Here is a 24,670-nt window from a genome sequence, read left to right on the forward strand (position 1 = left end):
GCATTGTCTCAAACGTCGGCCGCTGCAGGGTGAAACCAGGTCGCATCCGAAATCGCACTGTGCCTGATCCGGGACTTCACCGGCATGGGGAGCGGGTGCCCAGGCTGGTTTCTTTTTCGCCAAAAAACTACAGCCCCTTGCGGGGCTGTAGTCGTTACAAACTATCTCTGATCGCTGCAGCCGGATCAGAACTTCTGCTGATAGCGAGCGTAGACGAAGCGGCCCAGGTCGTGACCGCCGTAGAACGAGAAGCCAGAAGCCGGAGCGTTGTAGAAGATCGGCGGATCCTTGGCGAACACGTTGTTGGCACCGATCGCGATCCGGGCATTCCACGGAGCATTCCAGCTGACCTGCAGGTCGTGGAAGGTGACCGAGCCGACACGGTTCATCGGGACGGTCGCGCCCTGGGTCCACGGGGCCTGGAAGTCCGGGTTCGAGCAGTGCTCGTCGAAGAAGCACTCTTCCTTGGCGCCCGAGTTGTAGCGCATGCCCCAAGTGACGCCGAAGTCATTGTAGGCCCAACCCAGATTCAGGTTGGAGCGGATGCGGAAGTTGACGCCATTGTTGTCCGCGATGCCGTTGTCCTGTTCCGGGATGGTGTCCGCATCGTTGGTCGACTTGACCTCGTAGAGGCTGACGTAGGTGGTGGACCACTTCGCGTTGAACCGGCCATAGTCGGTATCCAGCACGTAGTTCACATCCAGATCGAAGCCTTCGGTCTCGGTGTAGCCGGCGTTGCGGCCGCCGTACGACAGGTCGCCGACGATGTTGCCGAGGGACGGATCACGCGTGAACAGAGCGCAGCGGCTCTCGATCAACGCCACGTAGCAGTCGCTCAGGATGTCGTTCGGGTGGTCGGCGACCACCGTGTTGTTGATCCTGATGTTCCACCAGTCCAGCGCGACGGTCAGGCCCTGCGCGAAACCGGGGCTGTACACCACGCCGACGGTCTTCGATTTGGAGAATTCCGGCTCCAGGAAGGGGTTGGAACCCGAGCGGAATGGAACCGGGGTCTGCGCGCCCGGGGCGTCCGTGGGCACGAAGCCCTGCTGCAACTGACGGTAACCGGCACCCACATCCTGGAGGCAGCGGGCCGAACCGGCGGCGGCGCCATAAACGCTGTCGCAAGGGTCGCGGAAGCCGGTGGTGAAGGTTTGCGAGCTGCCGCCGTACAGGTCGCCGATGGTCGGTGCGCGGAAACCCTCGGCCCAGGTGCCACGGACCAGCAGGTTGTCGATCGGACGCCACTTCAGGCCGAACTTGCTATTGGTGGTGTCGCCGAAGGTGTCGAAATCTGAGTACCGGCTGGCCACGCTCAGGGACAGTTCCCTGGCGAAGCTGACATCGGCCAGGATCGGGATGCTCAACTCGGCATAGACTTCATCCACCGAGTACGAGCCATAGGTGGGGCCGGAAGCCAGGTTGGTGGAGTCGCCCGACTGCGCGATGGCGTCCGGAGTGAAGCCACCTTCTTCCTTGCGGTATTCGTAACCCACTGCGAAGGCCAGATCGCCGGCCGGCAGCGTCCATAGCGAACCCGCCAAGTTGGCGAAGTAGTTGTTGGTCTTGGTGTTGCCCAGCGCGTGCTCCTGCTTGTACAGGAAGGCCTGCACCGCCGGATCCTCCAGCGAGTTGGCCACCGCGCCGGTGCCGAAGCCGGCAAACGGGTTCCACGGCACGCAGCCGGCGATGACGCTGTCCGGCGCGCCGTTCTGGCCCTGGGTGCCGCAGACGATCTGGCCCTGGTCGTTCACGAACGACGGACCTACCGCTTGGCGGACGTTGGGAATGTAGAGGTTGCCGTTGTTGATGATCTGGAGATCGTTCTCGTTGAACATGTAGCCGGCATCCCAGTCGAAATACCGTTCACCCACATTGAACGAGCCTTGAAGCGCAGCGGTAAAGCGCCAAGTGGTCTGGTCGGTCTGGGTGGTGCGCGGCACTTCCCAACCGCGACGTCGCCAGTCGATGTTGTTGGTCTGGCTCAACACTGGCAAGCCAGTGTCGGGATCCAGATAGGTCGCGACCTCGGGATCAAAGAGATCGGCATTGCCGTTGGGGTTGAAGTAGCTGCCATGGCTGACGAACTCGCGCGTGCCGTCTGGCAGGGTACGGTAAACCGCACCAGCCATCGGTGCATTGATGGCGGTGGACTGAGTCGGGTAACCGGCGATCTGCCGGAACGACTTGCGCTTGGTGTAGCCCAGATCGGTGACGAAGCGGATGTTGTCGGTCAGGTCATAGTCGGCGCTGACGAACAGCGAACGGCGCTCAAGCGGGGTGAGCACGTGCATCTGGTCGGAAGGCTTGCTGGTGTCGTCGGCGTTCTGCGGGTGGAAGTTCCCTGCCCCGATGGCGTTGCTGCCGCGATTGGCTGCGGACCAAGCTGCGCCAACACGAAGAGGATTACCAGTCTCCTCGTCAAGGATCAACACGCCGTTTTCGTCACGCTGGAAAAGGTTGGCATTGCGGTTGTAGTTGCCCCACTGGCCGACGACCGTGGTGCTGTACTGCGGATAGCCCGGATAGCTCTCGTCGGAGAACCAGCGGTCGCGCGCCCAGACGCCCTCTTCCTTGTGGTATTCGGCGCCGACGGTGACCGAACCGCGGTCGCCGGTCATGCCGATTATGAAGTCGTAGGTCTGCTTCTCGCCGTCGCCCTGGCTGTACTGGCCAAAGTAGGCGTTGGCTTCGGCACCTTCGAAGTTCCGGCGGGTGATGATGTTGATCACGCCGGCCATGGCATCGGAGCCATAGATGGAGGAGGCGCCGTCCTTGAGGACATCGATGCGCTCGACCACGACGGACGGTATGGTGGAAACGTCCTGGAAGCCATCGGGGCTGATGCCCAGGCGCTTGCCGTTGAGCAGGACCAGGGTGCGCTGCGCGCCGAGGTTGCGCAGGTCAATGTACTGGCCGCCGGCTTCCTGGTTGGCGGTCAGCGGCGAGGTGCGGCTGAACGTCGGATTGCCCGCCGAACTGATGTTCTGCAGGATGTCGGCAACGGTGTTGAAGCCGCCGGCCTGAATGTCTTCGCGGCTGATCGTCAGCACCGGCTGCGCGGTCTCGAGTTCGACCTGGCGGATGCGGCTGCCGGTCACTTCGATACGATCCAGGTTGGTCGCCTGCCGTTCCTGAGCGGCAGTGCTTTCCTGTGCGAAAGCGGCGCCGGTGGCAGAGGCGCTTACAACGAGCGCGAGGCTAATCGCGTCGCGAAGCTTGCTGGTTTTACAGTTCATTCTCTCTCTCTCCAAGTGAGGTCGATTCAAGCCCTAAGGAACCCAGCTGGCCGGCCAATGAACGGCCACCAAAAAGCGGGGGTGGCCCGATCATAGACGGGCTTCCCCAAGAATTAAAGTGTTGTTAAGTCCCAAATTGAAGCAAAACCTGCAAGCCGGGTCGGCATGATGCTTGGGCAGGGTCGGCAAAGTGAACCTGAATAGGCACCTTCAAGTGACCGCAACGCTGAAGCATCGGTCTCCCCCCCCGGGGGGTAGCTTGAATTGACGTTCGGCGTTGATGGCGCGGCAATCGGTGTACAGTGCTTGCGCCTTGGGATCACGACCAGTACAGGCTGATCCGTGCTATGCAGAAGGGATGCGTGCTTCAACTAAGGTCTTGATTGCCTATGTCTTCCCCGGCAGTCGGCCGGTGGGAGCAATCTTTCGGGCGCTGGGGGGGCGATTGCCGCCTCAGAGGTCCTGCTCGTACCGCACGTAAGGCACGGTGCCTTCGTCGACGTTCTCGTTGCTGAGCGAGAAGGGGTTCTTGCCGCGGGTGATGACGTTTTCGGCGCCGACGGTCAACTGGCCGCTCCAGGGGGTGCGCCAGGTCAGGCCCAGGCCCAGGCCTTCCCACTTGCCGGGCTGGCCGGGGACGTCGACGACGCGGCCGACGATGTTGGCGCTGAAGGGGCCATAGCCGCCCCCCACGGTCAGGCTCTTGCTGTTCCAGTGATCGGCCAGCGCGGGCAGGTCGGAAGCGGGCACCAGGCGAGCCTTGGCCACCGCGCCGCCGATGGAAACGAAGCCTTCGCGGCCGATGTTCTTCTGGCCGAAGACGGCAAGGTCGTTCTGTTCGATGCGGCCGCTGGCGGCGGTGCCGCCGGACAGCCAGGCGGGCAGGGTGTCGCGGCCGGTGCCGGCGGACAGGCCCAGGCGACCGCCCGGGCGGCTGAGGGTGGCGCCGGCGCTGATGCGCTGGCTGTCGTTGTCGGCTTCGTCGCCCAGGGCGGCCAGCATGCAATGGCTGGCCAGGTTGCCGATGTTGCCAACGATGCCGCTGTTGCGGTTGCAGACCAGGCCCAGCGAGTCATCGGCGTCCAGCCCGAAGGCGGCGCTGAGGGTATTGCTGCCCATGCGCCAGCGGGCGCCCGCGGTGGCTTCGCCCGTGGGTTCCAGCAGCAGCAGGGCTTCCACCTTGCCGTCGTTGTTCCAGATGGGCAGCGCGGTAGAGTTGGATTCGGCGGCCTGCCTGCGTTGCGGCTTGCTCTGCGCATGCGCATCCGATGCCGCGCCGAAGGCGAGCAGCAGGGCAAGCGACAGTGGCAGGCAACGCAGGTTCATGGCTCGCTTCAGACTCCGTTGGACCGATGGAGTTCCCCTCCCGAAGGGGAACCGATGCTATGCCGTTTATGTTTCTTTAACAAGTCCCCGGGGGTGTCTTGCCCCCTCCGGCAGGCTATTGCAGCCTGGCCGGTGCTTCCCATCCGACCGGCGGTTGGGCGAAAAGTTCCGCAATCTCGGCCGGAGAGAAATGGTAGCGCTGACCACAGAATTCACAACGCACCTCGGCCACCCCATCGGCCAGGGCCGCGGTCGCTTCCTCTTCCCCCAGCGCCTGCAGCATGCTCGCAACCCGCTCCCGGGAACAAGAGCAGCCGAAGCGAATTGGACGTTCCGTCAAGATTTGCGGGTTGTCCTCGTGGAACAGCCGGTGCAGCAGCACCGGGGCCGTCGTGGACAGCAGTTCCGGCTCGCCCAGGGTGTCGAACAGGGCGCCGGCACGGGTCCAGCCGTCCACATCGCCCTCGTCGCCGGGCAGCTTCTGCAGCATCAGGCCGGCGGCGCACTGGCCGTCGGTGGCTAGCAGCAGCCGGGTCGGGAGCTGCTCGGACTGGCGGAAGTAGTCTTCGAAGGCCTCCGCCAGCCGGCTGGCCTGCAGGCTGACCAGGCTCTGGTAGCGCTGGGGTTCGCGCGGGTCCAGGCCGGGATTCTCGATGGTGATGGCCAGCAGGGCATCCTCGCCCAGGTCGCGGAGATCGCGCGGGGCGTCCTCGCCGTCGGCCAATTGCGCGATGCCGCGCACCGTACCGGCCGCCGTGCATTCGGCGAACAGTGTGCGCAAGGCGCCCTGGCTGCGCAGTTGGATCGACAGCCGGCCGTCCACCTTGGTGTGGCCGGTGAACAGGATGGCAGCGGCCAGGGCCTCGCCCAGCAGTTCGCGCGCGGCGGCGGGGTATTCGGCGCGCCCGGCGACCGTCCGCCACGTCTCGTCGAGTCGCACGCCGACGCCGCGCACGCCGGCGGCGGGCAGCAGGAAACGGGTCAGGGTGTCGCGGGAATGCTCGTTGCTCACGTCGTGGTCCAGGCAGTGGGTGCGGGCGGACGCATCGCCTCGGCATAATGCGCCGGACATGTCAGCCAAGGGAAACACCACGATGGGGGCGCCGCGGGCCATCCTCAAGACAGGGATGGCGGGATGAGCCAGCCGTCATCACCGCCCCGCCGCCTGCGGCGCTGGTTGCGCTGGCTGGTCGCGCTGCCTTTCCTGTTCGCCGCGGCCAGCGCGCTGCAGGTGGCTGTGCTGCGCTTCGTCGATCCTCCGTTCACGGCCTTCATGGCGGGGCGGCAACTGGAGGCGTGGGGGCAGGGCGAGTGGCGCTTCGGGGTGTCCTACCAGTGGCGCGATCTGGATCGCATCGCGCCCAGCCTGCCGCTGTCGATGGTGGCGGCGGAGGACCAGAATTTCGCCGATCACCATGGGTTCGACCTGCCGGCCATCCAGAAGGCGCGCGCCAGCAACGCCAAGGGCCGGAAGGTGCGCGGCGCCAGCACCATCAGCCAGCAGGTCGCCAAGAACCTGTTCCTGTGGCAGGGCCAGAGCCGCGCCTCGCGCTGGCTGCGCAAGGGGTTCGAGGCCTGGTACACGTTGCTGATCGAGCTGATGTGGCCGAAGACGCGCATCCTGGAGGTCTATGCCAACGTGGCCGAACTGGGCGATGGGGTGTATGGCGCGCAGGCGGCCGCGCGCCGGTACTGGGGCAAGGACGCATCGCGGCTCACTCCGGCGGAAAGCGCCCGTCTGGCGGCTGTGCTGCCCTCGCCCCGTCGCTACGACGCCCGCGATCCCGGCCCCTACGTGCAGCGCCGCGCGCGCTGGATACAGCGCCAGGTCCAGCAGATCGGCGGCACCGACTACCTGCAGACGTTGGACTGAATCCGGATGACCCCTCACTCGCTTACCGTCGTCGTGGCCGCCTTCAACGAAGCGCAGACCCTTCCGCTGCTGCATCCGCGCATCGCGGCGGCGTTGGACGGCCTGGCGGACGTGCGTGGCCGCGTGCTCTACGTGGACGACGGCAGCACCGACAACACCTGGCCGGTGCTGCGGGCGCTGGCCGGTGCCGACCCGCGCGTTTCGCTGCTGCGCCTTTCGCGCAATTTCGGCAAGGAGGCCGCGCTGACGGCGGGGCTGGACCGTGTCGATGAAGGGGCTGCCTTGATCCTCGACGCCGACGGACAGGACCCCCCCGAACTGATCGGTGAATTCGTCCGCCAATGGCGGGCCGGCTACGACAACGTGCACGGCACCCGCATCCGGCGCGAGGGCGAAGGCTGGCTGAAGCGTTCCACGGCGCATGCGTTCTACCGGGTGATCGGGCGCCTGTCGAAGACGCCCATTCCGGCCGACACCGGCGATTTCCGGCTGCTGTCGCCGCGCGCGCTGGCGGCCCTGCGCGAACTGCGCGAACGCCACCGTTTCATGAAAGGCCTGTTCGGCTGGGTCGGCTTCAACCAGGTCGCCATGCCCTATCACCGTGAGGCGCGGATGGCCGGCCGCAGCAGCTTCGGCTTCTGGAAACTGTGGAACTTCGCGCTGGAGGGCATCACCAGTTTCTCGACCGCGCCATTGCGCGCGGCGACCTACCTGGGCGTGATGACGGCGCTGCTGGCGTTCGCCTTCGCGATCTGGGTGGTGCTGAAGGCGCTGCTGTGGGGCGACCCGGTGGCGGGCTGGCCGACGATGATGACGGTGGTGCTGTTCCTGGGCGGCGTGCAACTGGTCGCGCTGGGCCTGATCGGCGAGTACCTGGGCCGGTTGTACGAGGAAGCCAAGCAGCGCCCGCTTTACCTGATCGATGTGTGGCAACCCGGTGGGGCAGGAGTATCCTTGCCACAACCCGACCGATCCTCTCTCCATCACGGAGGCAGCCATGCGCACGGTTCGTCAGTTGCTGGGGGCCAAGACCCCTGAAGTCTTCTCAGTTTCCCCGGATTCGTCGGTCCTCGACGCCATCAAGCTGATGGCGGAGAAAGGCGTCGGCGCTGTGCTCGCCATGCAGGGGCCGCGGCTGAGCGGCATCGTGTCCGAGCGCGACTACGCCCGCAAGGTGGTGCTGCAGGGCCGTTCGTCGGCCAATACGCCGGTGCGCGACATCATGACCGCCAAGGTGGTGACGGTGCGGCTGGACGATACGGTGGACCATTGCATGCAGGTGGTCACCCAGCACCGCATCCGCCATCTGCCGGTGGTGGAAGGCGACAGCGTCGTCGGCGTGGTGTCCATCGGCGACCTGGTCAAGGCGGTGATCGAGGACCAGCAGGTGGAACTGGACCAGTTGCAGCGCTACATCGCCAGCTGACCGCCGCGCCTATTCCGCGTACTGCCCGCCGCAGCCGCTGTCCTCGCCCGGCCCCACTTCGAGTGTCGCCAGCAGCGCGGCCGGCGGCGCGATGCTGCCCAGCACCAGCGCGGTGGCGCCACGCAGGCCCAGGCGCTTGAAATCGGGGCGGAACGACGGATCCTTGAAGGTGCCGCCCACCACCAGCGGCGAGCGCAGCGCCAGGATGCTGCGGTCCTTGGGACGCGGCCGCAGTTCCAGGTCCAGCGTCTCGTCCTTCAGGCTGATCGTGCCCTTGCCGACGATGATCGTGTCGGTGGAGTCGAACGCCAGCGCGCGCGCCTGCATCGTGCCGTCCTTCACCGCGAAGTCGCCGAAGGCGCAGCGGATCGGCACGGTGCGGTCCTTCGTCACCAGGAACTTCAGGGATTCGGCGATGTCCAGGCCGGCCAGTTCCATCAGCAGGTTGCTGATGCGGCCCCGGCCCATGCCCAGCGCGATATCGCCGTCGGCGCTGCCCAGGATCTGCGCGATGGAGTTGCCGGTGCCGGAGATCGCGATGTCGCCGCCGATGCGGCCGATGGCGTCGCGGGTGAGTTGCACGTCCGGGAACAGTTTGCCCAGGTCGAGGCCGCGCGCGGCGATCCGGGCGTCGGTGCGGATGGTGTCCGCCCGCGCATCCATGCGGATCGTCGAACGGACATTGCCCTGGGCGACGCCGAAGTTGAGCGGCTCCAGCCGGAGCAGGCCGGCATCCAGCAACAGGTGCGCGTCCATGTTGTCGATGGGCAGCCCCGGTGCATTGATGCGTTGCGCCTTCCAGCGCACGTCCGCATCCATCGCGCGCAACTTGGTCAGGTCGTACGGCGTGTCCGGCAGCAGGCGGGCCTCGGCGGCCCGCTTGGCCGACTGGGCTTTCTGTTCCGGATTGCTGGTCTCCGTGCCGCCGGTCTCGGGGGGCGCGCCCACGAAGCCGGCCAGATCGTCGAAATCCAATCGCTTCGACACCAGATCCGCTTTCAGCAACGGACGGTCGCGCCCCACGGTGATGCTGGCCGAACCGGAAAGATCGCTGTCGCCGACGGTGCCGGTGAAATCGTCGTAGCGCCAGCTGTCGCCATCGCGGGTGAAACGGCCGTCGAGCCGGTAGGGAGGGGTAGGGGGCGTGGCCACGCCGATCAGGGGATAGAGGTCCTCCAGGTCCTGGCCCGTCAGCATCAGGCGGAGATCGAAATCGCGCAGACGGAACGGGTCCAGCAGCGTACCCCGCGCATGGGCGCGCGTCGGCCCGGCGGTGGCGCGCAGGTTGATCCGATAAGGTTTGTCGGTGTCGCGCAATGCCAGGGGAGATTCCACGCGTCCGGCGAGGGTGAAGCGGCTGCCGGTCCAATGTCCGCCGCCCTTCACGTCGACCGGAGGCGATTCGGCTCCGCGGCGGCTTTCCGCACTGTCCAGTTGCAGTTCGATCCCGGTCTTGCTGCCCGGATCGAGGTAACTGAGGCGGCCGTCCTCGATCCACAACGCGCGGTAGCGGATCCGGCTCTCGCCGGGTTCGCCGAACACCCAGTTGCCCGTGCCGTCCGGTCCCATCTCCAGCCGCAACCGCGGCTTCTGCAGCCTGATGGCGGGGATGCGCGTTTCGCGCCGCAAGACCAGCGACAGCACTTCGACGCTCAGCTCGGCGCGGTCGGCCGAGGCCATCGTCGGCACCTTCGACCACGCGGCATTGCCGAAGGTCAGCGCATCGGCGCGGATCGTGGTGACGCGTCCCAGGTCGACGTCCAGGTCGCCGCCGATATGGAAACTCCGCCCGGTTTGCCATTGCACGACGCGCTCGATCGGGCGGCGCAGCCAGTTCCATTCGAACAGGAGCAGCAACACGACGACGAGTGCCGCCACCACGCCCAGCACGATGGTGCTGGTGCGCGAGAGTGGCCGCAGGCGTGGGAAACGGCGTCGCGGGCGTGTCGCCTGGCTCATGGCGCCCATGGTTGGCCGCCATGTGTTCAGATGCTGCGAAGCGGCGCCTCAGCGATTCATGCGCGGGACATGAACCGCAGCATCGCGTGAATCAGCCGCCCAGTCGCGGCATCAATATCTGTTCGGTCACCGCGATGAAATGGCAGACGCTGCCGGCGATCACGAACAGGTGCCAGATCGCGTGCGAATAACGGATCGATTCGCGATGGTAGAAGTAGGTGCCCAGCGTGTAGAACAGGCCTCCGGCCAGCAGCCAGCCCAGCGTCCAGCCGTCCAGCGATTGCAGCAGCGGCCGGATCGCCACGATCACCAGCCAGCCCATCGCGATGTAGATCAGCGTGGACAGCAGCTTGAAGCGGCCTGTGTAGAACAGCTTGAAGACGACGCCGGCGATGGCCAGCGTCCAGATCGCGGCGAACAACCCCCAGCCCCAGGGCCCGCGCAGGCCGATCAGCGTGAACGGCGTGTAGGTGCCGGCGATCAGCAGATAGATGGCGCAGTGGTCGAAGACTTTCAGCCGTCCCTTGGCCACAGGATGCTGGATGGCGTGGTACAGCGTGGACGCGGTGTAGAGCAGCAGCAGGGTGATGCCGAAGACGATGGAAGCGCCCAGTTGCCAGCCGTCGCCATGGATCGCGGCCAGCGTGATCAGCACCGCGCCGCCGGCCAGCGCCGCCACGGCACCCAGGCCATGGGTCAGCGCGCTGGCGATCTCGTCGCGCATGTCGGCCAGGTGGTCGGCCCGCTTGCGCGCGCGCAAGGTCTTGAAGGGCGAGGGATCGGTGCTCATGGCGACAAAATTACCGCAATGCAGCAATCGACGCATCTGTACGCCGGCCCGGCATTCAGCACGGAGCCGGCCCCTGTAGGAGCGGCTTCAGCCGCGACCGCATGGCTGAAGTGCCCTCTCGACATGGATCAGGCATGGGACGGCAGATCCAGACAGAACGGTGGCGCGTGTCCGTCCGCATGAGGACAAGCCTTTCGTTGCCAGCCAGGTTCCGGTCGCGGCTGAAGCCGCTCCTACAGAGGAGGAGCTTCGGTCAGTCCAGCGCCACGCTGTGCGCGTGCTCGCGCGTGGCCAGGAAGGCCACGTCCGGCGCGCGTTCCTGCGCCAGTTGCAGGTTCACTCGCGTCGGCGCCAGGTAGACCAGCTGGCCGGCCGCGTCCAGCGCCAGGTTCATCGCGTTCTTGTCGCGGAATTCCTCGAACTTCTTCGCGTTGTCGCAACGCACCCAGCGCGCGGTGACCACGCCGACCGGCTCGAAGCTGGCGTCCACGCCGTATTCGTCCTTCAGCCGGTAGGCCACCACGTCGAACTGCAACGTGCCCACCGCGCCCAGGATCAGGTCGTTGCTCATCAGCGGGCGGAAGAACTGGGTGGCGCCTTCCTCGCTCAGCTGCGCCAGGCCCTTCTGCAACTGCTTGAGCTTCAGCGGATCGCGCAGGCGGGCGCGGCGGAACAGCTCGGGCGCGAAGTTGGGGATGCCGGTGAAGCCGATCGCCTCGCCCTCGGTGAAGGTGTCGCCGATGGAGATGGTGCCGTGGTTGTGGATGCCGATCACGTCGCCCGGCCAGGCCTCGGCGGCGATCTCGCGGTCGCTGGCCATGAAGGTCAGCGCGTTGGCCAGCTTCATCTCCTTGCCGGTGCGCGCATGGAAGGTCTTCATGCCGGCCTCAAAGCGGCCCGAGCACACCCGCATGAAGGCGACGCGGTCGCGATGCTGCGGGTCCATGTTGGCCTGGATCTTGAACACGAAGCCGGTCAGTTTCGGTTCCGCTGGGTCCACGGTGCGCGTGGTGGTCGCGCGCGGCTGCGGCGGCGGGGCATGTTCGACGAAGAAGTCCAGCAGCGGCTGCACGCCGAAGTTGTTGACCGCCGAGCCGAAGAACACCGGCGTCTGCCGTCCTTCGCGGTAGGCCTGCAGGTCGAACGGATGGCTGGCGCCCTGCACCAGCTCCAGTTCGTCGCGCAGGCCGGCCAGCATTTCGGCGCCGATCTTCGCTTCCAGGCCGGGATCGTCCAGCGAGGCGAAGATGGTCGAATCCTGGCGGGTGAAATTGCGGCCCGGCTCGTACAGGTGCACTTCGCCGCTAACCAGGTGCACGACGCCCTTCAGGCGCGACCCCATGCCGATCGGCCAGGTCACCGGCGCGCACTGGATGCCCAGCACGCTTTCCACCTCGTCCAGCAGTTCGATCGGCTCGCGGCCCTCGCGGTCCAGCTTGTTGATGAAGGTCATGATGGGCGTGTCGCGCAGGCGGCAGACCTCCATCAACTTGATGGTGCGTTCCTCCACGCCCTTGGCCACGTCGATGACCATCAGCGCCGAGTCCACCGCGGTCAGCACGCGATAGGTGTCCTCGCCGAAGTCGGCGTGGCCCGGGGTGTCCAGCAGGTTGACGATCTTGCCTTCGTACGGGAACTGCATCACCGACGAGGTGACCGAGATGCCGCGCTCCTTTTCCAGCGCCATCCAGTCGGACGTCGCATGGCGCGCGGCCTTGCGGCCCTTCACCGAGCCGGCCATCTGGATCGCGCCGCCGAACAGCAGCAGCTTCTCGGTCAGCGTGGTCTTGCCGGCGTCGGGGTGGGAAATGATGGCGAAGGTGCGGCGGCGCGCGGCTTCGGTGGAAACTTCGGGCATGGGGCGGACGCCCAGGGTGGGCGCGGAAGAGGCTAGGGAGGGCGGGATTATACCGGCTGCGCCGGCGGGTTCCGGGCGGCCGGTTTATGGTGAAGCGGATTCCCGACAGCCCGGGGCCCGCCAACGCTTCACCGGTCCGTCGGGAACTGCAATTGCCCCAGTGGGCCGAACATCCGGAACGGCACCGATTCCAGCCGCATGCCGCGGTTGGCCTGCACCACGAAATGCAGGTGCGGCGCGGTGGAGAAGCCGGTGTTGCCCGACAGGCCGATGTACTGGCCCTTGCGCACGTACTGGCCCACGCGCACCTGCGCGCCCTCCGGCCGCAAGTGGGCGTACACCGCCATGCTGCCGTCGGCGTGCAGGATGCGGATGAAATTGGCGCGGCCGCCGTATTTCTCGCGGTTGAGGCCGGCCTTGTCGAAATCCGATTCCACCTGCATCACCAGCCCCTCGCGGGCGGCCACGATCCGCGTGCCCTCGGGCACGGCGAAGTCGACGGCATGGAGGTTCTGCGGGTCGCTGTGGCTGAAGCGCCCGCCCGGCCCCTGGTCCACGCGCACGCGGCCGTAGTCGAAGGGAATGCGGTACTCGTAATCCTGCGGCTGGCTGGCGGGATCGCCCGGCATGCCGTCCAGCGACAGCTCGAAATCGCCGCCGCGCAGCGGATCGGTCACGCTGATGTTGGCCACCAGCACGCTGCTGCGGGCCGGCACCACGGTGCGCGCGGGCAGGGTGGGCGCGCTGTGCACGCTGCGCTGGCGGCGGAAGCCCAGTTGCACCTCCACCGGTCCATGCATCAGGTTGTCGGCCCAGGCCTGGTAGCGCAGGCCCTGCTTTTCCAGCCGCAACCGCACCAATGCGCTGGGCGGATTGCGGAAGCGCATCACGTCCAGGTCGCCGCCCGCCACCTGGTCGGGCTGGGGCGGCTGGTCGCCGTATTGCGTGTAGCCCTCCTTGTCCTTCCAGCGGTACAGCCGCGCGGCATCGGCGCTGGCGGCGGTGCACAGCAGGGCACCCGCCACGCACCCCGTCAGCAGGGCACGCAGTGCGCTCATCGGTGGCAGTCTTCGTGCAGGTCCAGCGCACGCGCGATGTCGCGCAGGTCGAACGCCGTCAGCGATACGTCGTCGTGCAGCGCGAACAGCGCACCGGCCGGGAAGCGCGGCGTGGGCATGGCGTAGATGGCCTCGCCGTCGGTGTTGGCGGTGACCTGCCCGGAGAACACGCCGCTCGGCGCCAGCGTGGCGCGGTCGAACACGCGGAAGCGCGTGGGCGTCAACTGGTCCACCGCCACCCAGTAACCGTCCTCGGCATTGCAGGCCCACAGCGCGATGCCTTCGGCGTCGGCGTCGAAGATCGGCAGGCTATGGCCGTTGTAGTGGCCGGCAAGCGTGTAGTCGCGCAGGGTGGAACCCACGCGGCGGTCTTCCTCGGCGATCAGCAGCCGCTGGTGCGCCGGGTCGCCGGCGATGGATTCGACCATCCGCAATGCGCCGGCTTCGCCGGTGTCGCCGAAGCTGCCCAGCAGTTCCGTCCGCAGCTCGCCGTCCGCGTCCACCTGCACGCGGAAGCGCTTCACGCGGCGGTCGAGTTCTTCCATCGGCGGCAGCTTGCCGATGCGGAAATCGGCCATGAAGCTGTCGGTGACGAACAACTCCAACTCGCCCGGGCCGGTTTCCTGCAGCCACAGGCCGTAGGGCGAACCCAGCACGTCCTCGCCGAAGCTGCCCAGCGGCTCGAATTCCGGCAGGCGGAACGCCTGCACGCGGTGGTTGTCGCGTTCGGCCACGAACAGCAGGTCGCCGAACGCGGCGATGCCATTGGGCCGGTTGAACCGGCCCGGGGCGGTGCCCGGCCCGCCCACGGTGCGCAGGCGGCGGCCGGTGTCGGCGTCGTACACGGCCAGGCGGTGGCTGGCCTTGGCGGTGGCGATCAGCCAGACCGGACCTTCCTCGGTGGGCCACGCCACCAGCGAATCCAGCTCGTCGCCGGGCACCGGTTCGGACACCCAGGCTTCGGCGATCACCGCATCGGCGGGAGTTTTCGGTGTCGGCGCCGGGGGCGTGGAAGTGCGCGGCGCAGGGGTGCTGCAGGCGGCCAACAGGACGGCGCAAAGCCCGGCCAACAGGAAGTTTCGGGTCATGCGACGAATTATGCGGCATCGTCGCAGGCGCGGGCGAGGGTGGCCGGGTTCATCTTCCATCGCTTTATCCGAATAAAGCGATTGACATCGCCGCGAACCTGCGGCAAAGTAGCCCCACCATCGAGACCGGCAGAGGGACAGGCCCGAAGAAGCCGGGGCAGCCAGCGACGCGCAAGCGCCGTGTAGGTGCCAAATCCTGCGGGGACCCAGCGTCTGCCGGAAGATGGTTCGTACCGTGCCTTCGCACGGCGAACGCGAGCTCCGCGAAGCTCGGTGGTGTTGTCCCGTCCCGCGAGGGACGAACCGAACCCACCGGATGCCGCCATGAGTTTCGTCAGCCCCGCCCTGAACCGCCTTGCCGAACCTTCGCCCATCGAAGGCGTCCTGTTCCCATCCGTGCAGGCCTCGTCCGTGCAGGACGACGCCCCGCGCGCCGTGCGCGGCGAAGTGGTGGTGGAACTGGCCATGCGCCACGCCGGCACCCGTGCGGTCACCCTGCGCTACGAATTGCAGGGACCGGTGGGCGCGCCGGTGGTGTTCGTCGCCGGCGGCATTTCCGCGCATCGCCACCTGGCGGCGAGCGACGTGTTTCCCGAAGCCGGCTGGTTGAACGACCTGGTCGGCGCCGGCCGCGCGCTGGACCCGGCGCACCGCCAACTGCTCGCCTTCGATTTCATCGGCGCCGACGGGCGCCTGGACGCGCCCATCGATTCGACCGACCAGGCCGACGCCATCGCCAAGCTGCTGGCGGCACTGGGCATCGCGCGGCTGGAGGCCTTCGTCGGTTATTCCTATGGCGCGCTGGTCGGCCTGCAGTTCGCCGCGCGCCATCCGGAACGCATCGGGAAGCTGGTCGCCGTCAGCGGCGCCCATCGCGCGCATCCGTATGCCGCCGCGTGGCGTGCGCTCCAACGCCGCGCGGTCACGCTGGGCCAGTTGCAATGCGCCGATGCGCAGGGCCTGTCGCTGGCGCGCCAGTTCGCCATGCTGAGCTACCGCACGCCGGAGGAATTCGGCGAACGCTTCGATGCCGCGCCGGAGATCGTCAACGGCCGCGTGCGCTGCGCCGCCGAGGACTACCTGGACGCCGCCGGCGCGCAGTACGTCGCGCGCACGCCGGTCACCGCCTACGTGCGCCTGTCCGAATCCATCGACCTGCACCGCGTCGCGCCCGCCGACGTCCGCGTGCCGACCGTGGTGGTCGCGGTGGAAGGCGACCGCCTGGTGCCGCTGTCCGATTCCGTCGCGCTGGTCGAAGGCCTGGGCATCCTGGGCCAGTTGCGCGTGCTGCGCTCGCCGTACGGCCACGACGCCTTCCTGAAAGAAACCGATCGCATCGATTCCATCCTCACCTCGGCCCTGCGCGGCACCGGAGACAACGCATGAGCACCCATACCCCGACCGACGCCGACGCCCCGTGTCGTTCCGCCACCTCCGCCGTGCGCGCCGGCATCGACCGTGATACCGCCTACGGCGCGGTGACGCCGCCCATCGTGCTGTCGTCCAACTTCAGCTTCGACGGCTTCGGCAACAAGCGCGAATACGACTACACCCGCAGCGGCAATCCCACCCGCGACCTGCTGGCCGACGCGCTGGCCGAACTGGAGGGCGGCGCCGGCGCCGTCGTCACCTCCACCGGCATGGGCGCGATCACCCTGGTGCTGAACGCGCTGCTGCAGCCCGGCGACCGCCTGGTGGTGCCGCACGACGCCTACGGCGGCAGCTGGCGCCTGTTCAACGCCCTGGCGAAGAAGGGTCATTTCGAACTGACCACCGCCGACCTGACCGATCCGCGCTCGCTGGCCGACGCGCTGGCCCAATCGCCGAAGCTGGTGTTGATCGAAACCCCATCCAACCCGCTGCTGCGCATCACCGACCTGCGCTTCGTCATCGACGCCGCGCACAAGGCCGGCGCGGTCACCGTGGTGGACAACACCTTCCTGTCGCCGGCGCTGCAGAAGCCCATCGAGTTCGGCGCCGACCTGGTCGTCCATTCCACCACCAAGTACATCAACGGCCACAGCGACGTGGTCGGCGGCGCGGTGGTGGCGCGCGAGAAGGACGTCCACGATCAGCTGGTGTGGTGGGCCAACGCGCTGGGCCTGACCGGTTCGCCGTTCGACAGTTTCCTGACCCTGCGCGGCCTGCGCACCCTGGACGCGCGCCTGCGCGTGCACCAGGAAAACGCCACCGCCATCGCCGCGCTGCTGGACCAGCATCCGGTGGTGTCGCAGGTGTACTTCCCGGGCCTGGAATCGCACCCGGGCCATGCGCTGGCCGCGCGCCAGCAGAAGGGCTTCGGCGCCATGCTGAGCGTCGAACTGGCCGGTGGCGAACATGGTCTGCAGGAGCAGGCGGTGCGCGCCTTCGTCGACGGCCTGCGCTATTTCACCCTGGCCGAGTCGCTGGGCGGCGTGGAAAGCCTGATCGCGCACCCGGCCTCGATGACGCATGCGGCGATGACGCCGGAAGCGCGCGCCAAGGCCGGCATCTCCGACGGCCTGCTGCGCCTGTCGGTGGGCATCGAGGCCACCGACGACCTGCTGGCCGATCTGTCGGCGGCACTGGCCCGTGCCGAGGCGGTGATCAAGGCCGGCAAACGCAAACTCGCCGACGCATGAGCACCGTCGTCCGGCTGGCGACCGCCTCGCGCGCCGCGCCGAAACTCGCGCTGCTGGGTACCGGCGTGGTCGGTGGCGCCTTCGTTTCGCGCTACCAGCGTTTGCAGGATCGCGCATTGCCGGTGCCGAAACTGGCATGGCTGGCCAACTCCCGCGTGGTGCATGCCTGCGATGCGTCCGCGCAGCAGGCATTGGACGAAGCCAACCAGGCCGAACCGCGCGACGGCGGCCCGCCGCCGTGGGCGGAGGGCGAAGCGTTGCGTTCGGGCGATATCGTCGTCGATGCCACCGCCAGCGAAGCCGTCGCCGACTGGCATGCGGAATGGCTTTCGCGCGGCGTGCACGTGGTGACCGCCAACAAGCTGGGCAACGGCGGCTCGCTGCCGCGTGCGCAGGCGATCGCGCGGGCACAGGCCGATTTCGGCGCGCGCTACGGCGATGCCGCCACCGTCGGCGCCGGCCTGCCGCTGCTGCGCAGCCTGCGCGCGCTGGTCGCCGGCGGCGACCGCATCCATCGCGTGGAAGGCGTGCTGTCCGGCTCGCTGGCGTGGCTGTTCAACCACTACGACGGCATGCGCGCGTTCTCCGGCTTCGTCCGGCAGGCGAGGCAGGCCGGCTATACCGAACCCGATCCGCGCATCGACCTGTCCGGCGAGGACGTGCGCCGCAAGCTGCTGATCCTGGCGCGCGCGGCCGGCCTGCCATTGCAGGCCGAGGACGTGCGCGTCGAATCGCTGGTGCCGGCGGAACTTGCGGAATTGCCGCTGGCCGAACTGGACGCCGCGCTCGGGCAACTGGACGCTCCGTTGGCGACCCGGTTCAAGGATGCCTACCGCAACGGCGCCAGGCTGCGCTTCCTTGGTCGCTTCGATGCCGAGCGCGCCAGCGTCGGCCTGCAGGCACTGCCCGCCGATCACCCGCTGTGCGGCGGCGGCGGTACCGACAACCGGGTCGCGATCTACAGCGATCGCTATCCCGAACAGCCGCTGGTCGTGCAGGGTCCGGGCGCTGGAGCGGAAGTCACCGCGGCCGCGTTGCTGGACGATGTGCTGGCCATCGCCCGTCCGTAGCGTGGGCCGCGCGCACGCGGACAAGGGATCGTTCCGGGTGCGCGGCCCACGCTACGGCGTCAATGCGTCGAGCAGGGCCGCATTGAAGCGCGCGGGCGCTTCCACCTGCGGCGAATGGCCCAGGTCGGCGAATTCCACCAGCGTCGCGCCGGGAATCGCCGCCGCGGCGCGCCTGCCCAGCGCGGGATAGTCGCCCAGCCGCTTCGCCAGTTCCGGCGGTGCCTGATCCTTGCCGATGGCGGTGCGGTCCTTCTGGCCGATGAACAACGTGGTCGGCACGGCGATCTTCGGGAATTCGTACATGACCGGCTGGTTGAACACCATGTCCGAGGTCAGCGCCTGGCTCCATGCCACGGCGGCCTTGCCGTCGCCGGCGTACATGCCGCCCAGCATCTCCACCCAGCGTTCGTACTCGGGCTTCCATTGGCCGCCGTAGTACACGGTCTGCTGGTATTGGCGGATGCTGTCGAAACCGGTCTTCAATTCGCGCGCATGCCATTCGTCCACACTGCGCCACGGCACGCCCTCGGCCTTCCAGTCCTCCAGCCCGATCGGGTTGACCAGCACCAGTTGCCCGGTGGCATCCGGATATTGCAGCGCATAGCGCGCTGCGAGCATGCCGCCCATCGAGTGACCGACGATCGCCGCGCGTTCGATGCCGAGTGTTTCCAGCAGCGCACGGGTGTTGGCCGCCAGTTGCCCGAACGAATATTGATAGCGCTGCGGCTTGCTGGACTTGCAGAAGCCGACCTGGTCCGGCGCGATGACGCGATAGCCGGCACCGGTGAGCGCCGCGATGGCCGATTCCCACGTGGCGGCGCAGAAGTTCTTCCCGTGCAGCAGCACGACGGTGCGGCCGTTGGGTGTCTTCGGCGCGACGTCCAGGTAGGCCATCTCCAGCACCTGCTCCTGCGAGGCGAAACCGAAGTGCTGCACGGGATGGGGATAGTCGAAGCCTTCCAGCCGCGCGCCGTAGTGCGCGTCCTGGGCGGCAAGGGAGAGCGGCGCGCAGGCGAATGCCAGCAGGACGGGGAGCCGTTTCATCAGGGCACAGGGCGATATGGGGAGGGGTAGAGTAACGAGCCGCGCATTCGGAAAGTTAAGACGCCGCTGGCGGGCCGATGTCGTGCCGGTTCCGGGAGGATCACGCGCCACGGTATGCTCGCCACAGCGAAATCATCCGGACATGGGCATGAAGATCGCCCCCTATCGCCTGAAATCGCCGCGGGAACAACGGGACTGGTCAGCAGCATTTGGGCTGCAGTAGCCGGGCTGAGTGCCCGGCGCCGGTTGTGTAATTCATTGATTCCAAAGCAGTGTCGTGTCGCTGTCGTCCGGCTGTCGCAAGACTGACGTGGTCAGTGGGCGCGAGGTGAACGAGAGTCCTTCATTGGAAATCTGCTTGAGGAAGAATGGTGCTGGCGATGAGGCTGGACGGTGCATTGATAAAGAAGTTGCGCGAAGAGCGCTGCTGGTCCCAGGAACAGTTGGCGACGGTAGCCGGCCTGAGCACCCGCACGGTTCAGCGGGCGGAAAACGCCGGCAGCGCGTCGCTTGAATCGCGCGCCGCCATTGCGGCGGCTTTTGGCTTGAGTTCGGCGGAACTCACCAGGAAGGATGTCGATCAGAATGTAACGGACGCGGTGGCCTTGCCTCGCATGGCAATGGACCGACGGCCCGGGGAGCGCCTGGTCCGGCAGGGCTTCGCCAATCTCCAGCGGGGATGGGAAACGGTCGGTGGCCTGATATGCCTGACAAGCGAGCGTTTGCGCTTCGATTCGCATGCGATCAATGTGCAGCCGGGTAGAACGGAGATCCGCCTCGCGGAGATAGAGACTGTTCGTCCTTGCTGGACGAAGTTCCTCAACGTCATCCCGATATTTCCCAATTCGTTGGCAATCCATGTTGCCGGGGGCAAGGAATATCGGTTCGTCCTCTGGGGACGACATCATTGGAAGAAAATCATCCTGGCGCAGTCCGCGGCGGCCAAGGCAAGGGCGGCGGGGTGATCTGAACAGGGCCTCGCCGCAGTTTCAGCACTCGATGACATTGACGGCCAGTCCGCCGCGTGAGGTTTCCTTGTACTTGTCCTGCATGTCGCGTCCGGTGTCGCGCATGGTCTTGATCACCTTGTCCAGGCTGACCTTGTGCTTGCCGTCGCCGCGCATGGCCATGCGGCTGGCGTTGATCGCCTTGACCGCGCCCATCGCGTTGCGCTCGATGCACGGGATCTGCACCAGCCCGCCGATCGGGTCGCAGGTCAGCCCTAGGTTGTGCTCCATGCCGATCTCGGCCGCGTTCTCGATCTGGCTGGGACTGCCGCCCAGCGCGGCGACCAGCCCGCCGGCGGCCATCGAACAGGCCACCCCCACCTCGCCCTGGCAGCCGACCTCGGCACCGCTGATGCTGGCGTTCTCCTTGTACAGGATGCCGATGGCGGAGGCGGTGAGCAGGAAGTCGAAGATGCGCTGCTCGTTGCTGCCCGGACAGAAGCGGTCGAAGTAGTGCAGCACCGAGGGGATGATGCCGGCCGCGCCGTTGGTGGGTGCGGTGACCACGCGCCCGCCGGCGGCGTTCTCCTCGTTCACCGCCAGCGCGTACAGGTTGACCCAGTCCAGCACCGTCAGCGGGTCGCGCATCGCCGCCTCCGGCTTGCCGGACAGCTCGCGGTGCAGGCTGGGCGCGCGGCGGGAGACGTGCAGGCCGCCGGGCAGGGTGCCTTCCTCGCGGATGCCGCGCGCCACGCAGGCCTGCATGGCGCCCCAGAGCTCGCGCAGGCCGTCGCGGATCTCCTCCTCGCCGCGCCAGCACTTCTCGTTCTCGAACATCAGTTGGGCGATGCTCAGCCCGCTGCGCTGGCACTGGGCCAGCAGTTCGTCGCCGCTGTGGAACGGGTACGGCAGCGGCGTTTCATCGGCAACGATGCGGTCCGAGGCGGCATCGTCCTGGTTGACCACGAAGCCGCCGCCGACCGAATAGTAGTCGCGGGTGGCGATCACCTCGTCGTGGGCGTCGTAGGCGGTGAAGCGCATGCCATTGGTGTGGTAGGGCAGCTTCTGCCGCTTGTTCATCAGCAGGTCGCGCTTCTCGTCGAAGGCGATGGCGTGGGTGCCGCCCAGCCGCACCTGCCTGGAGCCGCGGATGCGGGCCAGCGCCGGCGGGATGATGTCCGGGTCGATCTCATTCGGAGAGTGGCCTTCCAGGCCCATCAGCACGGCCTTGTCGGTGCCGTGGCCGCGGCCGGTCAGGGCCAGCGAGCCGAACACCTCGGCGCGGATGCGGGCCACCTCGGGCAGGCGGCCGGGTTCGGTCAGCCAGCGGGCGACGAAACGGGCGGCGGCCCGCATGGGGCCGACCGTGTGCGAGGAACTGGGACCGATGCCGATCTTGAACAGGTCGAACGTGCTCACTGCCATGGCGCGTATTCTATGCTGCCCGTGCGCGCAAACCTTCCTGCGTCGCAGCAGATCCGGACCCGATGACGCCCATGCCGCTGATCCTGTACCAACGCGACGACTGCCATCTGTGCGACCTGGCGCTGGATGTGCTGGCTGCGGCGCGGGTGCCGGAGTTCGAAAGCGTGTTCATCGACGATGACGCGGGATTGGAAGCGCGCTACGGCAGCCGGGTGCCGGTGCTGCTATGCAGCGACACCGGTGCGGAACTGGAGTGGCCTTTCGATGCCGGGCGCGTGGGTATCTTCCTTGGCCAGGCAACCTGTCCGCCAGCGCAATGACCGGCCGCGAAGACGGCACGAGCGGGCATGGCCGGGCTAGGCTGGCGCATCCGCATGCCGAAGGAGAGCCGCATGTTCCGCGTTGCAGTCCTGGTGCTGGCCGTGATCGGGTCGGGGGCCTCGGTGGCCACCGCGCAGGTGGACGGGGATGCTCCGGCGCTCCAGCGGATGCATGAGGCGTTCGTCGAGGCGTTCGTCGAAAGCGATGGCTTTGGGCCACGGCGCGTGACGCCGATGATGGTGCAGATGCGTCGCTATGAGTTCGATGGCATCGGCGACAGCGGACGGTGCGTCCACGATGTGGAGTTGATCGGCATCGCCCGACACGATCCGCCCCTGGTCCACGCGGGGCGCTTCATGGGTTTCCAGCATGCGAATGCCGAGTCGGGGCAAGCCCCCGGGCATCCCACGCGCGATCTGTCCGGATGGGAAAGCGACATGCTTGGCCTGCTGGCGTCGGGCCAGTCGCTCGTCGTCCATGACGTGGCGGGGAGTACGCGCGCGATGGGCCCGATCCGGGCGCGAGGCGAATGCCTGGCCTGCCACGCGCGTGCGCGCGAAGGCGATCTGCTGGGTGCGCTCAGCTATGGCCTGGGGCGGATCGAAACGCCGCCGGGGAATCCCGAGCGGCGCTTCTGCCGGCAGTGATCGCATCCCGCGCGGGATTCACTTCGGCTTGAAGACGACCTTGGTGCTGATCGCCACTTCGTTCGGGATGGTGCCGGTGTCGGCCCAGTCGCCGCCGCCCACGCCGAAGTCCAGGCGCTTGACCGTGGCCTTGCCGGACAGCACCGGCTGCGCGCCGGGCGTCCAGGTGAAGGTCAGGGTGACCGGCTTGCTGACGCCGCGCAGGCTCAGCGTGCCGTCGGCGGCGTACTGGTTGCCGCCCAGCGAGCGGAACGTGCTGGCGGTGTAGCGCGCCTGCGCGAACTTGGCGACGTTGAAGAAGTCGCTGGTGGAAAGCGTGTCGTCGCGGTCGCGGTTGCCGGTCTGCGTGCCGGCCAGTTGGATGACCACGTCCAGTTTCGACGTGGCCAGCTGCGCGGGGTCGAAGCTCAATGTGGTGGTGAAGCCGCCGAACCTGCCGGTGAAGGTTTCGCCCTGGTAGTTGCTGGCGAACACCAGCGTGGAGCCGGGGGCCTGCACGTAGTCGGCCGCCATGGCCGGTGCGGTGGCCAGCAGCAAGCCGGCCAGCGCGATGCGCGTGCGATCAGACAGTTTCATCGGGGGAATCCTGGGTGGGGGAAGGGGGAACGGGATCGGGAGGGGGCGCGATGGCCTTGCGGCGACCCGGCAGCATCCGCCGCAAGGTATCGTCGTTTTGAAATAGATGGTGATAGAACGCCGCCGCGGCATGCGCCAGCACCAGCGCCACCAGTATCCAGAACAGCAGTTCGTGGGCGTCTTCGGCCAGTTCGTGCACGCGGTCGCTGCGCCCGGCGATGGCCGGCAGGTTGAACAGCTTGAACCACTGCAGCGGATAGCCGGCCGACGAATTCAACACCCAGCCCGACAAGGGGATGGCAAGCAGCAATGCGTACAGCAGGACATGCGTGACCGACGCGATGCGTTGCTGCCAGGTCGGCGTGCCCGGCACGGCGGCGGGTGCGCCGGCATACAGGCGCCAGGCCACGCGCAGGACGACCAGCGCCAGGATGGTCAGGCCGATGGACTTGTGCAGCGCGTAGACGTTGATCTTGCGCGGGCCGTTGGGCAGGTCGCCCATGGTCAGGCCCAGGTAGGCCATCACCAGGATCAGCGCCACGATGACCCAGTGGAACAACTGGCTGATGGCGCCCCAGCGCTCGTCGGTGTTCTTCAGGGTCATGGCGTCGGCTCCGGGGCGGTGGCTTCTTCGTCGTGTCCGCGTGCGTCGTCGTCGGCCTCGGTCCCGGTCCCGGTCTCCGTTTCGGCCTCCGCCTCCGCCCCGGTCTTCCCGCGGTAGGTCGCTTCCGCTTCGATGCGCAGTTCCACGTCGTCGCCGATCACCGATTTCCATGCGGTGATGCCGAATTCCGCGCGGCTGATGCGGGCGGTGGCGGAAAACCCGACGGTGCGGCGGAACGGCGGCAGCGGATGGCGCTTGGCGGCATTGAGGGTGACGTCGAGCTTCACTTCGCGCGAGACCCCGTGCAGGGTCAGCGTGCCGTAGACAGCGGCGTGCTGCGCATCGACCGGTTCGACGCGCGTGGAAACGAAGTGCGCGGTGGGGTATTGCTCCACGTTCAGCAGGGAGCGGGCCAGGGTGGCCTTGTTCCACTCCGCATCGCCCAGGTCCACCCGGTCCAACGGCACGGTGGCGTCCAGCCGGGCGCGGGTCCAGTCGCCGGGGTCGAACGCCAGCGTGCCGGTGCTGCCGGAAACGGTGCCGATCGCGCGCGAGAAGCCCGCGTGTTCCACCGCGAACATCACGCGCGTGTGCACGGGGTCCAACTGGTATTCGGCGATCCTGTCGTCGGCCCAGGCCAGCACGGGCAGCAGCAGCGCCAGCAGGGGCCATAGGCGCCACGCAAGCCTGGCGGCGCGCGGGCGGGAGCGGAAGCTGGCGTGAAGTCCGGGCATGGGCGCCGATTCTAGGGGCCGGACGCTGAAGATACTCCGCTTGCACATGCAACGGTCCGTTGCG

At 67.4% G+C, this 24,670-nt stretch carries 22 protein-coding genes and 1 riboswitch; of the genes, 9 read left to right on the top strand and 13 right to left on the bottom strand.

Features of this window, described 5'->3' with window-relative positions; all coding sequences use genetic code 11:
* Positions 1-185 precede the first annotated feature (185 nt).
* The 3 genes from AAD027_RS04280 to hslO all read right to left on the bottom strand — a co-directional run bounded on the left by AAD027_RS04280 (position 186) and on the right by hslO (position 5,637).
* Complete coding sequence (locus AAD027_RS04280) at positions 186-3,239, bottom strand: TonB-dependent receptor domain-containing protein (RefSeq protein ID WP_341725385.1); 3,054 nt, start codon at positions 3,237-3,239, stop codon at positions 186-188.
* A 453-nt stretch (positions 3,240-3,692) separates the two neighbouring features.
* Positions 3,693-4,529, bottom strand: coding sequence for an XOO1806 family protein (locus AAD027_RS04285; protein WP_341725386.1), 837 nt, complete (start codon positions 4,527-4,529; stop codon positions 3,693-3,695).
* Positions 4,530-4,680: 151 nt separating this feature from the next.
* On the bottom strand, positions 4,681-5,637 hold the full coding sequence (gene hslO, locus AAD027_RS04290) for an Hsp33 family molecular chaperone HslO (protein ID WP_341725387.1): 957 nt from the start codon (positions 5,635-5,637) through the stop codon (positions 4,681-4,683).
* 63 nt (positions 5,638-5,700) lie between these two features.
* On the opposite strand from hslO, the gene mtgA reads away from it, so the two are divergent.
* From mtgA to AAD027_RS04305, 3 genes are read left to right on the top strand one after another with little or no spacing between them, the layout of a single operon-like run.
* The gene (mtgA, locus tag AAD027_RS04295; protein ID WP_341724793.1) at positions 5,701-6,438 is read left to right on the top strand and encodes a monofunctional biosynthetic peptidoglycan transglycosylase; all 738 of its coding nucleotides are present in this window, start codon (positions 5,701-5,703) and stop codon (positions 6,436-6,438) included.
* Positions 6,439-6,444: 6 nt separating this feature from the next.
* A complete protein-coding gene (locus AAD027_RS04300; RefSeq protein ID WP_341724794.1) occupies positions 6,445-7,476 on the top strand; it encodes a glycosyltransferase family 2 protein in 1,032 nt (343 codons plus the stop codon).
* Positions 7,436-7,864, top strand: coding sequence for a CBS domain-containing protein (locus AAD027_RS04305; protein WP_341724795.1), 429 nt, complete (start codon positions 7,436-7,438; stop codon positions 7,862-7,864). The genes AAD027_RS04300 and AAD027_RS04305 overlap by 41 nt, the downstream gene beginning before the upstream one ends.
* 9 nt (positions 7,865-7,873) lie before the next feature.
* Here AAD027_RS04305 and AAD027_RS04310 read toward each other — a convergent pair whose 3' ends face one another.
* The 5 genes from AAD027_RS04310 to AAD027_RS04330 form a co-directional block, all read right to left on the bottom strand.
* Positions 7,874-9,823, bottom strand: a complete 1,950-nt coding sequence (locus AAD027_RS04310; RefSeq protein WP_341724796.1) for an AsmA family protein — start codon at positions 9,821-9,823, stop codon at positions 7,874-7,876.
* Positions 9,824-9,914: 91 nt separating this feature from the next.
* Positions 9,915-10,613: a PAQR family membrane homeostasis protein TrhA gene (gene trhA, locus AAD027_RS04315; protein ID WP_425605389.1), complete on the bottom strand. Its 699-nt coding sequence runs from the start codon at positions 10,611-10,613 to the stop codon at positions 9,915-9,917.
* Between the two features lie 253 nt (positions 10,614-10,866).
* Positions 10,867-12,471, bottom strand: a complete 1,605-nt coding sequence (locus tag AAD027_RS04320) for a peptide chain release factor 3 (protein WP_341724797.1) — start codon at positions 12,469-12,471, stop codon at positions 10,867-10,869.
* Positions 12,472-12,599: 128 nt separating this feature from the next.
* Positions 12,600-13,529: a peptidoglycan DD-metalloendopeptidase family protein gene (locus AAD027_RS04325; RefSeq protein ID WP_341724798.1), complete on the bottom strand. Its 930-nt coding sequence runs from the start codon at positions 13,527-13,529 to the stop codon at positions 12,600-12,602.
* Positions 13,526-14,617 (bottom strand): phytase, encoded by a 1,092-nt coding sequence (locus AAD027_RS04330; protein WP_341724799.1) that lies wholly within the window; start codon positions 14,615-14,617, stop codon positions 13,526-13,528. Before AAD027_RS04330 ends, AAD027_RS04325 begins: the two co-directional genes overlap by 4 nt.
* Positions 14,618-14,731: 114 nt before the next feature.
* Positions 14,732-14,847: riboswitch (SAM riboswitch) on the top strand.
* 142 nt (positions 14,848-14,989) lie between these two features.
* On the opposite strand from AAD027_RS04330, the gene metX reads away from it, so the two are divergent.
* Genes metX through AAD027_RS04345 form a run of 3 tightly spaced genes read left to right on the top strand, consistent with a single transcriptional unit; the run spans position 14,990 to position 18,308 of the window.
* A complete protein-coding gene (gene metX, locus AAD027_RS04335) occupies positions 14,990-16,003 on the top strand; it encodes a homoserine O-succinyltransferase MetX (protein ID WP_425605408.1) in 1,014 nt (337 codons plus the stop codon).
* Complete coding sequence (locus AAD027_RS04340) at positions 16,000-17,238, top strand: O-succinylhomoserine (thiol)-lyase (RefSeq protein WP_341724801.1); 1,239 nt, start codon at positions 16,000-16,002, stop codon at positions 17,236-17,238. Before metX ends, AAD027_RS04340 begins: the two co-directional genes overlap by 4 nt.
* Entirely contained in the window at positions 17,235-18,308 is a 1,074-nt protein-coding gene (locus AAD027_RS04345; protein WP_341724802.1) for a homoserine dehydrogenase family protein, read from the top strand. Before AAD027_RS04340 ends, AAD027_RS04345 begins: the two co-directional genes overlap by 4 nt.
* 51 nt (positions 18,309-18,359) lie before the next feature.
* On the opposite strand, the gene AAD027_RS04350 is transcribed toward AAD027_RS04345, so the two are convergent.
* Entirely contained in the window at positions 18,360-19,352 is a 993-nt protein-coding gene (locus AAD027_RS04350; protein ID WP_341724803.1) for an alpha/beta fold hydrolase, read from the bottom strand.
* A gap of 368 nt (positions 19,353-19,720) precedes the next feature.
* Here AAD027_RS04350 and AAD027_RS04355 point away from each other — a divergent pair, with 368 nt between their 5' ends.
* Positions 19,721-20,317 (top strand): helix-turn-helix domain-containing protein, encoded by a 597-nt coding sequence (locus AAD027_RS04355; RefSeq protein WP_341724804.1) that lies wholly within the window; start codon positions 19,721-19,723, stop codon positions 20,315-20,317.
* Positions 20,318-20,341: 24 nt separating this feature from the next.
* On the opposite strand, the gene AAD027_RS04360 is transcribed toward AAD027_RS04355, so the two are convergent.
* Positions 20,342-21,724: an L-serine ammonia-lyase gene (locus AAD027_RS04360; RefSeq protein ID WP_341724805.1), complete on the bottom strand. Its 1,383-nt coding sequence runs from the start codon at positions 21,722-21,724 to the stop codon at positions 20,342-20,344.
* A 71-nt stretch (positions 21,725-21,795) separates the two neighbouring features.
* On the opposite strand from AAD027_RS04360, the gene AAD027_RS04365 reads away from it, so the two are divergent.
* Positions 21,796-22,044 (top strand): glutaredoxin family protein, encoded by a 249-nt coding sequence (locus tag AAD027_RS04365; RefSeq protein ID WP_341724806.1) that lies wholly within the window; start codon positions 21,796-21,798, stop codon positions 22,042-22,044.
* A gap of 72 nt (positions 22,045-22,116) precedes the next feature.
* The gene (locus tag AAD027_RS04370) at positions 22,117-22,692 is read left to right on the top strand and encodes a hypothetical protein (RefSeq protein ID WP_341724807.1); all 576 of its coding nucleotides are present in this window, start codon (positions 22,117-22,119) and stop codon (positions 22,690-22,692) included.
* 18 nt (positions 22,693-22,710) lie between these two features.
* Here AAD027_RS04370 and AAD027_RS04375 read toward each other — a convergent pair whose 3' ends face one another.
* The 3 genes from AAD027_RS04375 to AAD027_RS04385 are packed head-to-tail and all read right to left on the bottom strand — an operon-like array spanning position 22,711 to position 24,606.
* Entirely contained in the window at positions 22,711-23,268 is a 558-nt protein-coding gene (locus AAD027_RS04375; RefSeq protein ID WP_341724808.1) for a YceI family protein, read from the bottom strand.
* On the bottom strand, positions 23,255-23,872 hold the full coding sequence (locus tag AAD027_RS04380) for a cytochrome b (protein WP_341724809.1): 618 nt from the start codon (positions 23,870-23,872) through the stop codon (positions 23,255-23,257). Before AAD027_RS04380 ends, AAD027_RS04375 begins: the two co-directional genes overlap by 14 nt.
* Positions 23,869-24,606 (bottom strand): YceI family protein, encoded by a 738-nt coding sequence (locus tag AAD027_RS04385; protein ID WP_341724810.1) that lies wholly within the window; start codon positions 24,604-24,606, stop codon positions 23,869-23,871. Before AAD027_RS04385 ends, AAD027_RS04380 begins: the two co-directional genes overlap by 4 nt.
* Between the last annotated feature and the right edge of the window lie 64 nt (positions 24,607-24,670).

The organism is Pseudoxanthomonas putridarboris, from assembly GCF_038321125.1.
Lineage (GTDB): Bacteria > Pseudomonadota > Gammaproteobacteria > Xanthomonadales > Xanthomonadaceae > Pseudoxanthomonas_A > Pseudoxanthomonas_A putridarboris.

Bases quoted from the DNA above. Each gene is read 5' to 3' on its own strand.
- hslO (WP_341725387.1), bottom strand. From the start codon at position 5,637: ATGTCCGGCGCATTATGCCGAGGCGATGCGTCCGCCCGCACCCACTGC.
- AAD027_RS04375 (WP_341724808.1), bottom strand. From the start codon at position 23,268: ATGAAACTGTCTGATCGCACGCGCATCGCGCTGGCCGGCTTGCTGCTG.
- trhA (WP_425605389.1), bottom strand. From the start codon at position 10,613: ATGAGCACCGATCCCTCGCCCTTCAAGACCTTGCGCGCGCGCAAGCGG.
- AAD027_RS04300 (WP_341724794.1), top strand. From the start codon at position 6,445: ATGACCCCTCACTCGCTTACCGTCGTCGTGGCCGCCTTCAACGAAGCG.
- AAD027_RS04325 (WP_341724798.1), bottom strand. From the start codon at position 13,529: ATGAGCGCACTGCGTGCCCTGCTGACGGGGTGCGTGGCGGGTGCCCTG.
- AAD027_RS04360 (WP_341724805.1), bottom strand. From the start codon at position 21,724: ATGGCAGTGAGCACGTTCGACCTGTTCAAGATCGGCATCGGTCCCAGT.
- mtgA (WP_341724793.1), top strand. From the start codon at position 5,701: ATGAGCCAGCCGTCATCACCGCCCCGCCGCCTGCGGCGCTGGTTGCGC.
- AAD027_RS04310 (WP_341724796.1), bottom strand. From the start codon at position 9,823: ATGAGCCAGGCGACACGCCCGCGACGCCGTTTCCCACGCCTGCGGCCA.
- AAD027_RS04305 (WP_341724795.1), top strand. From the start codon at position 7,436: ATGCGCACGGTTCGTCAGTTGCTGGGGGCCAAGACCCCTGAAGTCTTC.
- AAD027_RS04320 (WP_341724797.1), bottom strand. From the start codon at position 12,471: ATGCCCGAAGTTTCCACCGAAGCCGCGCGCCGCCGCACCTTCGCCATC.
- AAD027_RS04385 (WP_341724810.1), bottom strand. From the start codon at position 24,606: ATGCCCGGACTTCACGCCAGCTTCCGCTCCCGCCCGCGCGCCGCCAGG.
- AAD027_RS04340 (WP_341724801.1), top strand. From the start codon at position 16,000: ATGAGCACCCATACCCCGACCGACGCCGACGCCCCGTGTCGTTCCGCC.
- AAD027_RS04370 (WP_341724807.1), top strand. From the start codon at position 22,117: ATGTTCCGCGTTGCAGTCCTGGTGCTGGCCGTGATCGGGTCGGGGGCC.
- AAD027_RS04280 (WP_341725385.1), bottom strand. From the start codon at position 3,239: ATGAACTGTAAAACCAGCAAGCTTCGCGACGCGATTAGCCTCGCGCTC.
- AAD027_RS04380 (WP_341724809.1), bottom strand. From the start codon at position 23,872: ATGACCCTGAAGAACACCGACGAGCGCTGGGGCGCCATCAGCCAGTTG.
- AAD027_RS04330 (WP_341724799.1), bottom strand. From the start codon at position 14,617: ATGACCCGAAACTTCCTGTTGGCCGGGCTTTGCGCCGTCCTGTTGGCC.
- AAD027_RS04345 (WP_341724802.1), top strand. From the start codon at position 17,235: ATGAGCACCGTCGTCCGGCTGGCGACCGCCTCGCGCGCCGCGCCGAAA.
- AAD027_RS04350 (WP_341724803.1), bottom strand. From the start codon at position 19,352: ATGAAACGGCTCCCCGTCCTGCTGGCATTCGCCTGCGCGCCGCTCTCC.
- AAD027_RS04355 (WP_341724804.1), top strand. From the start codon at position 19,721: ATGGTGCTGGCGATGAGGCTGGACGGTGCATTGATAAAGAAGTTGCGC.
- AAD027_RS04365 (WP_341724806.1), top strand. From the start codon at position 21,796: ATGCCGCTGATCCTGTACCAACGCGACGACTGCCATCTGTGCGACCTG.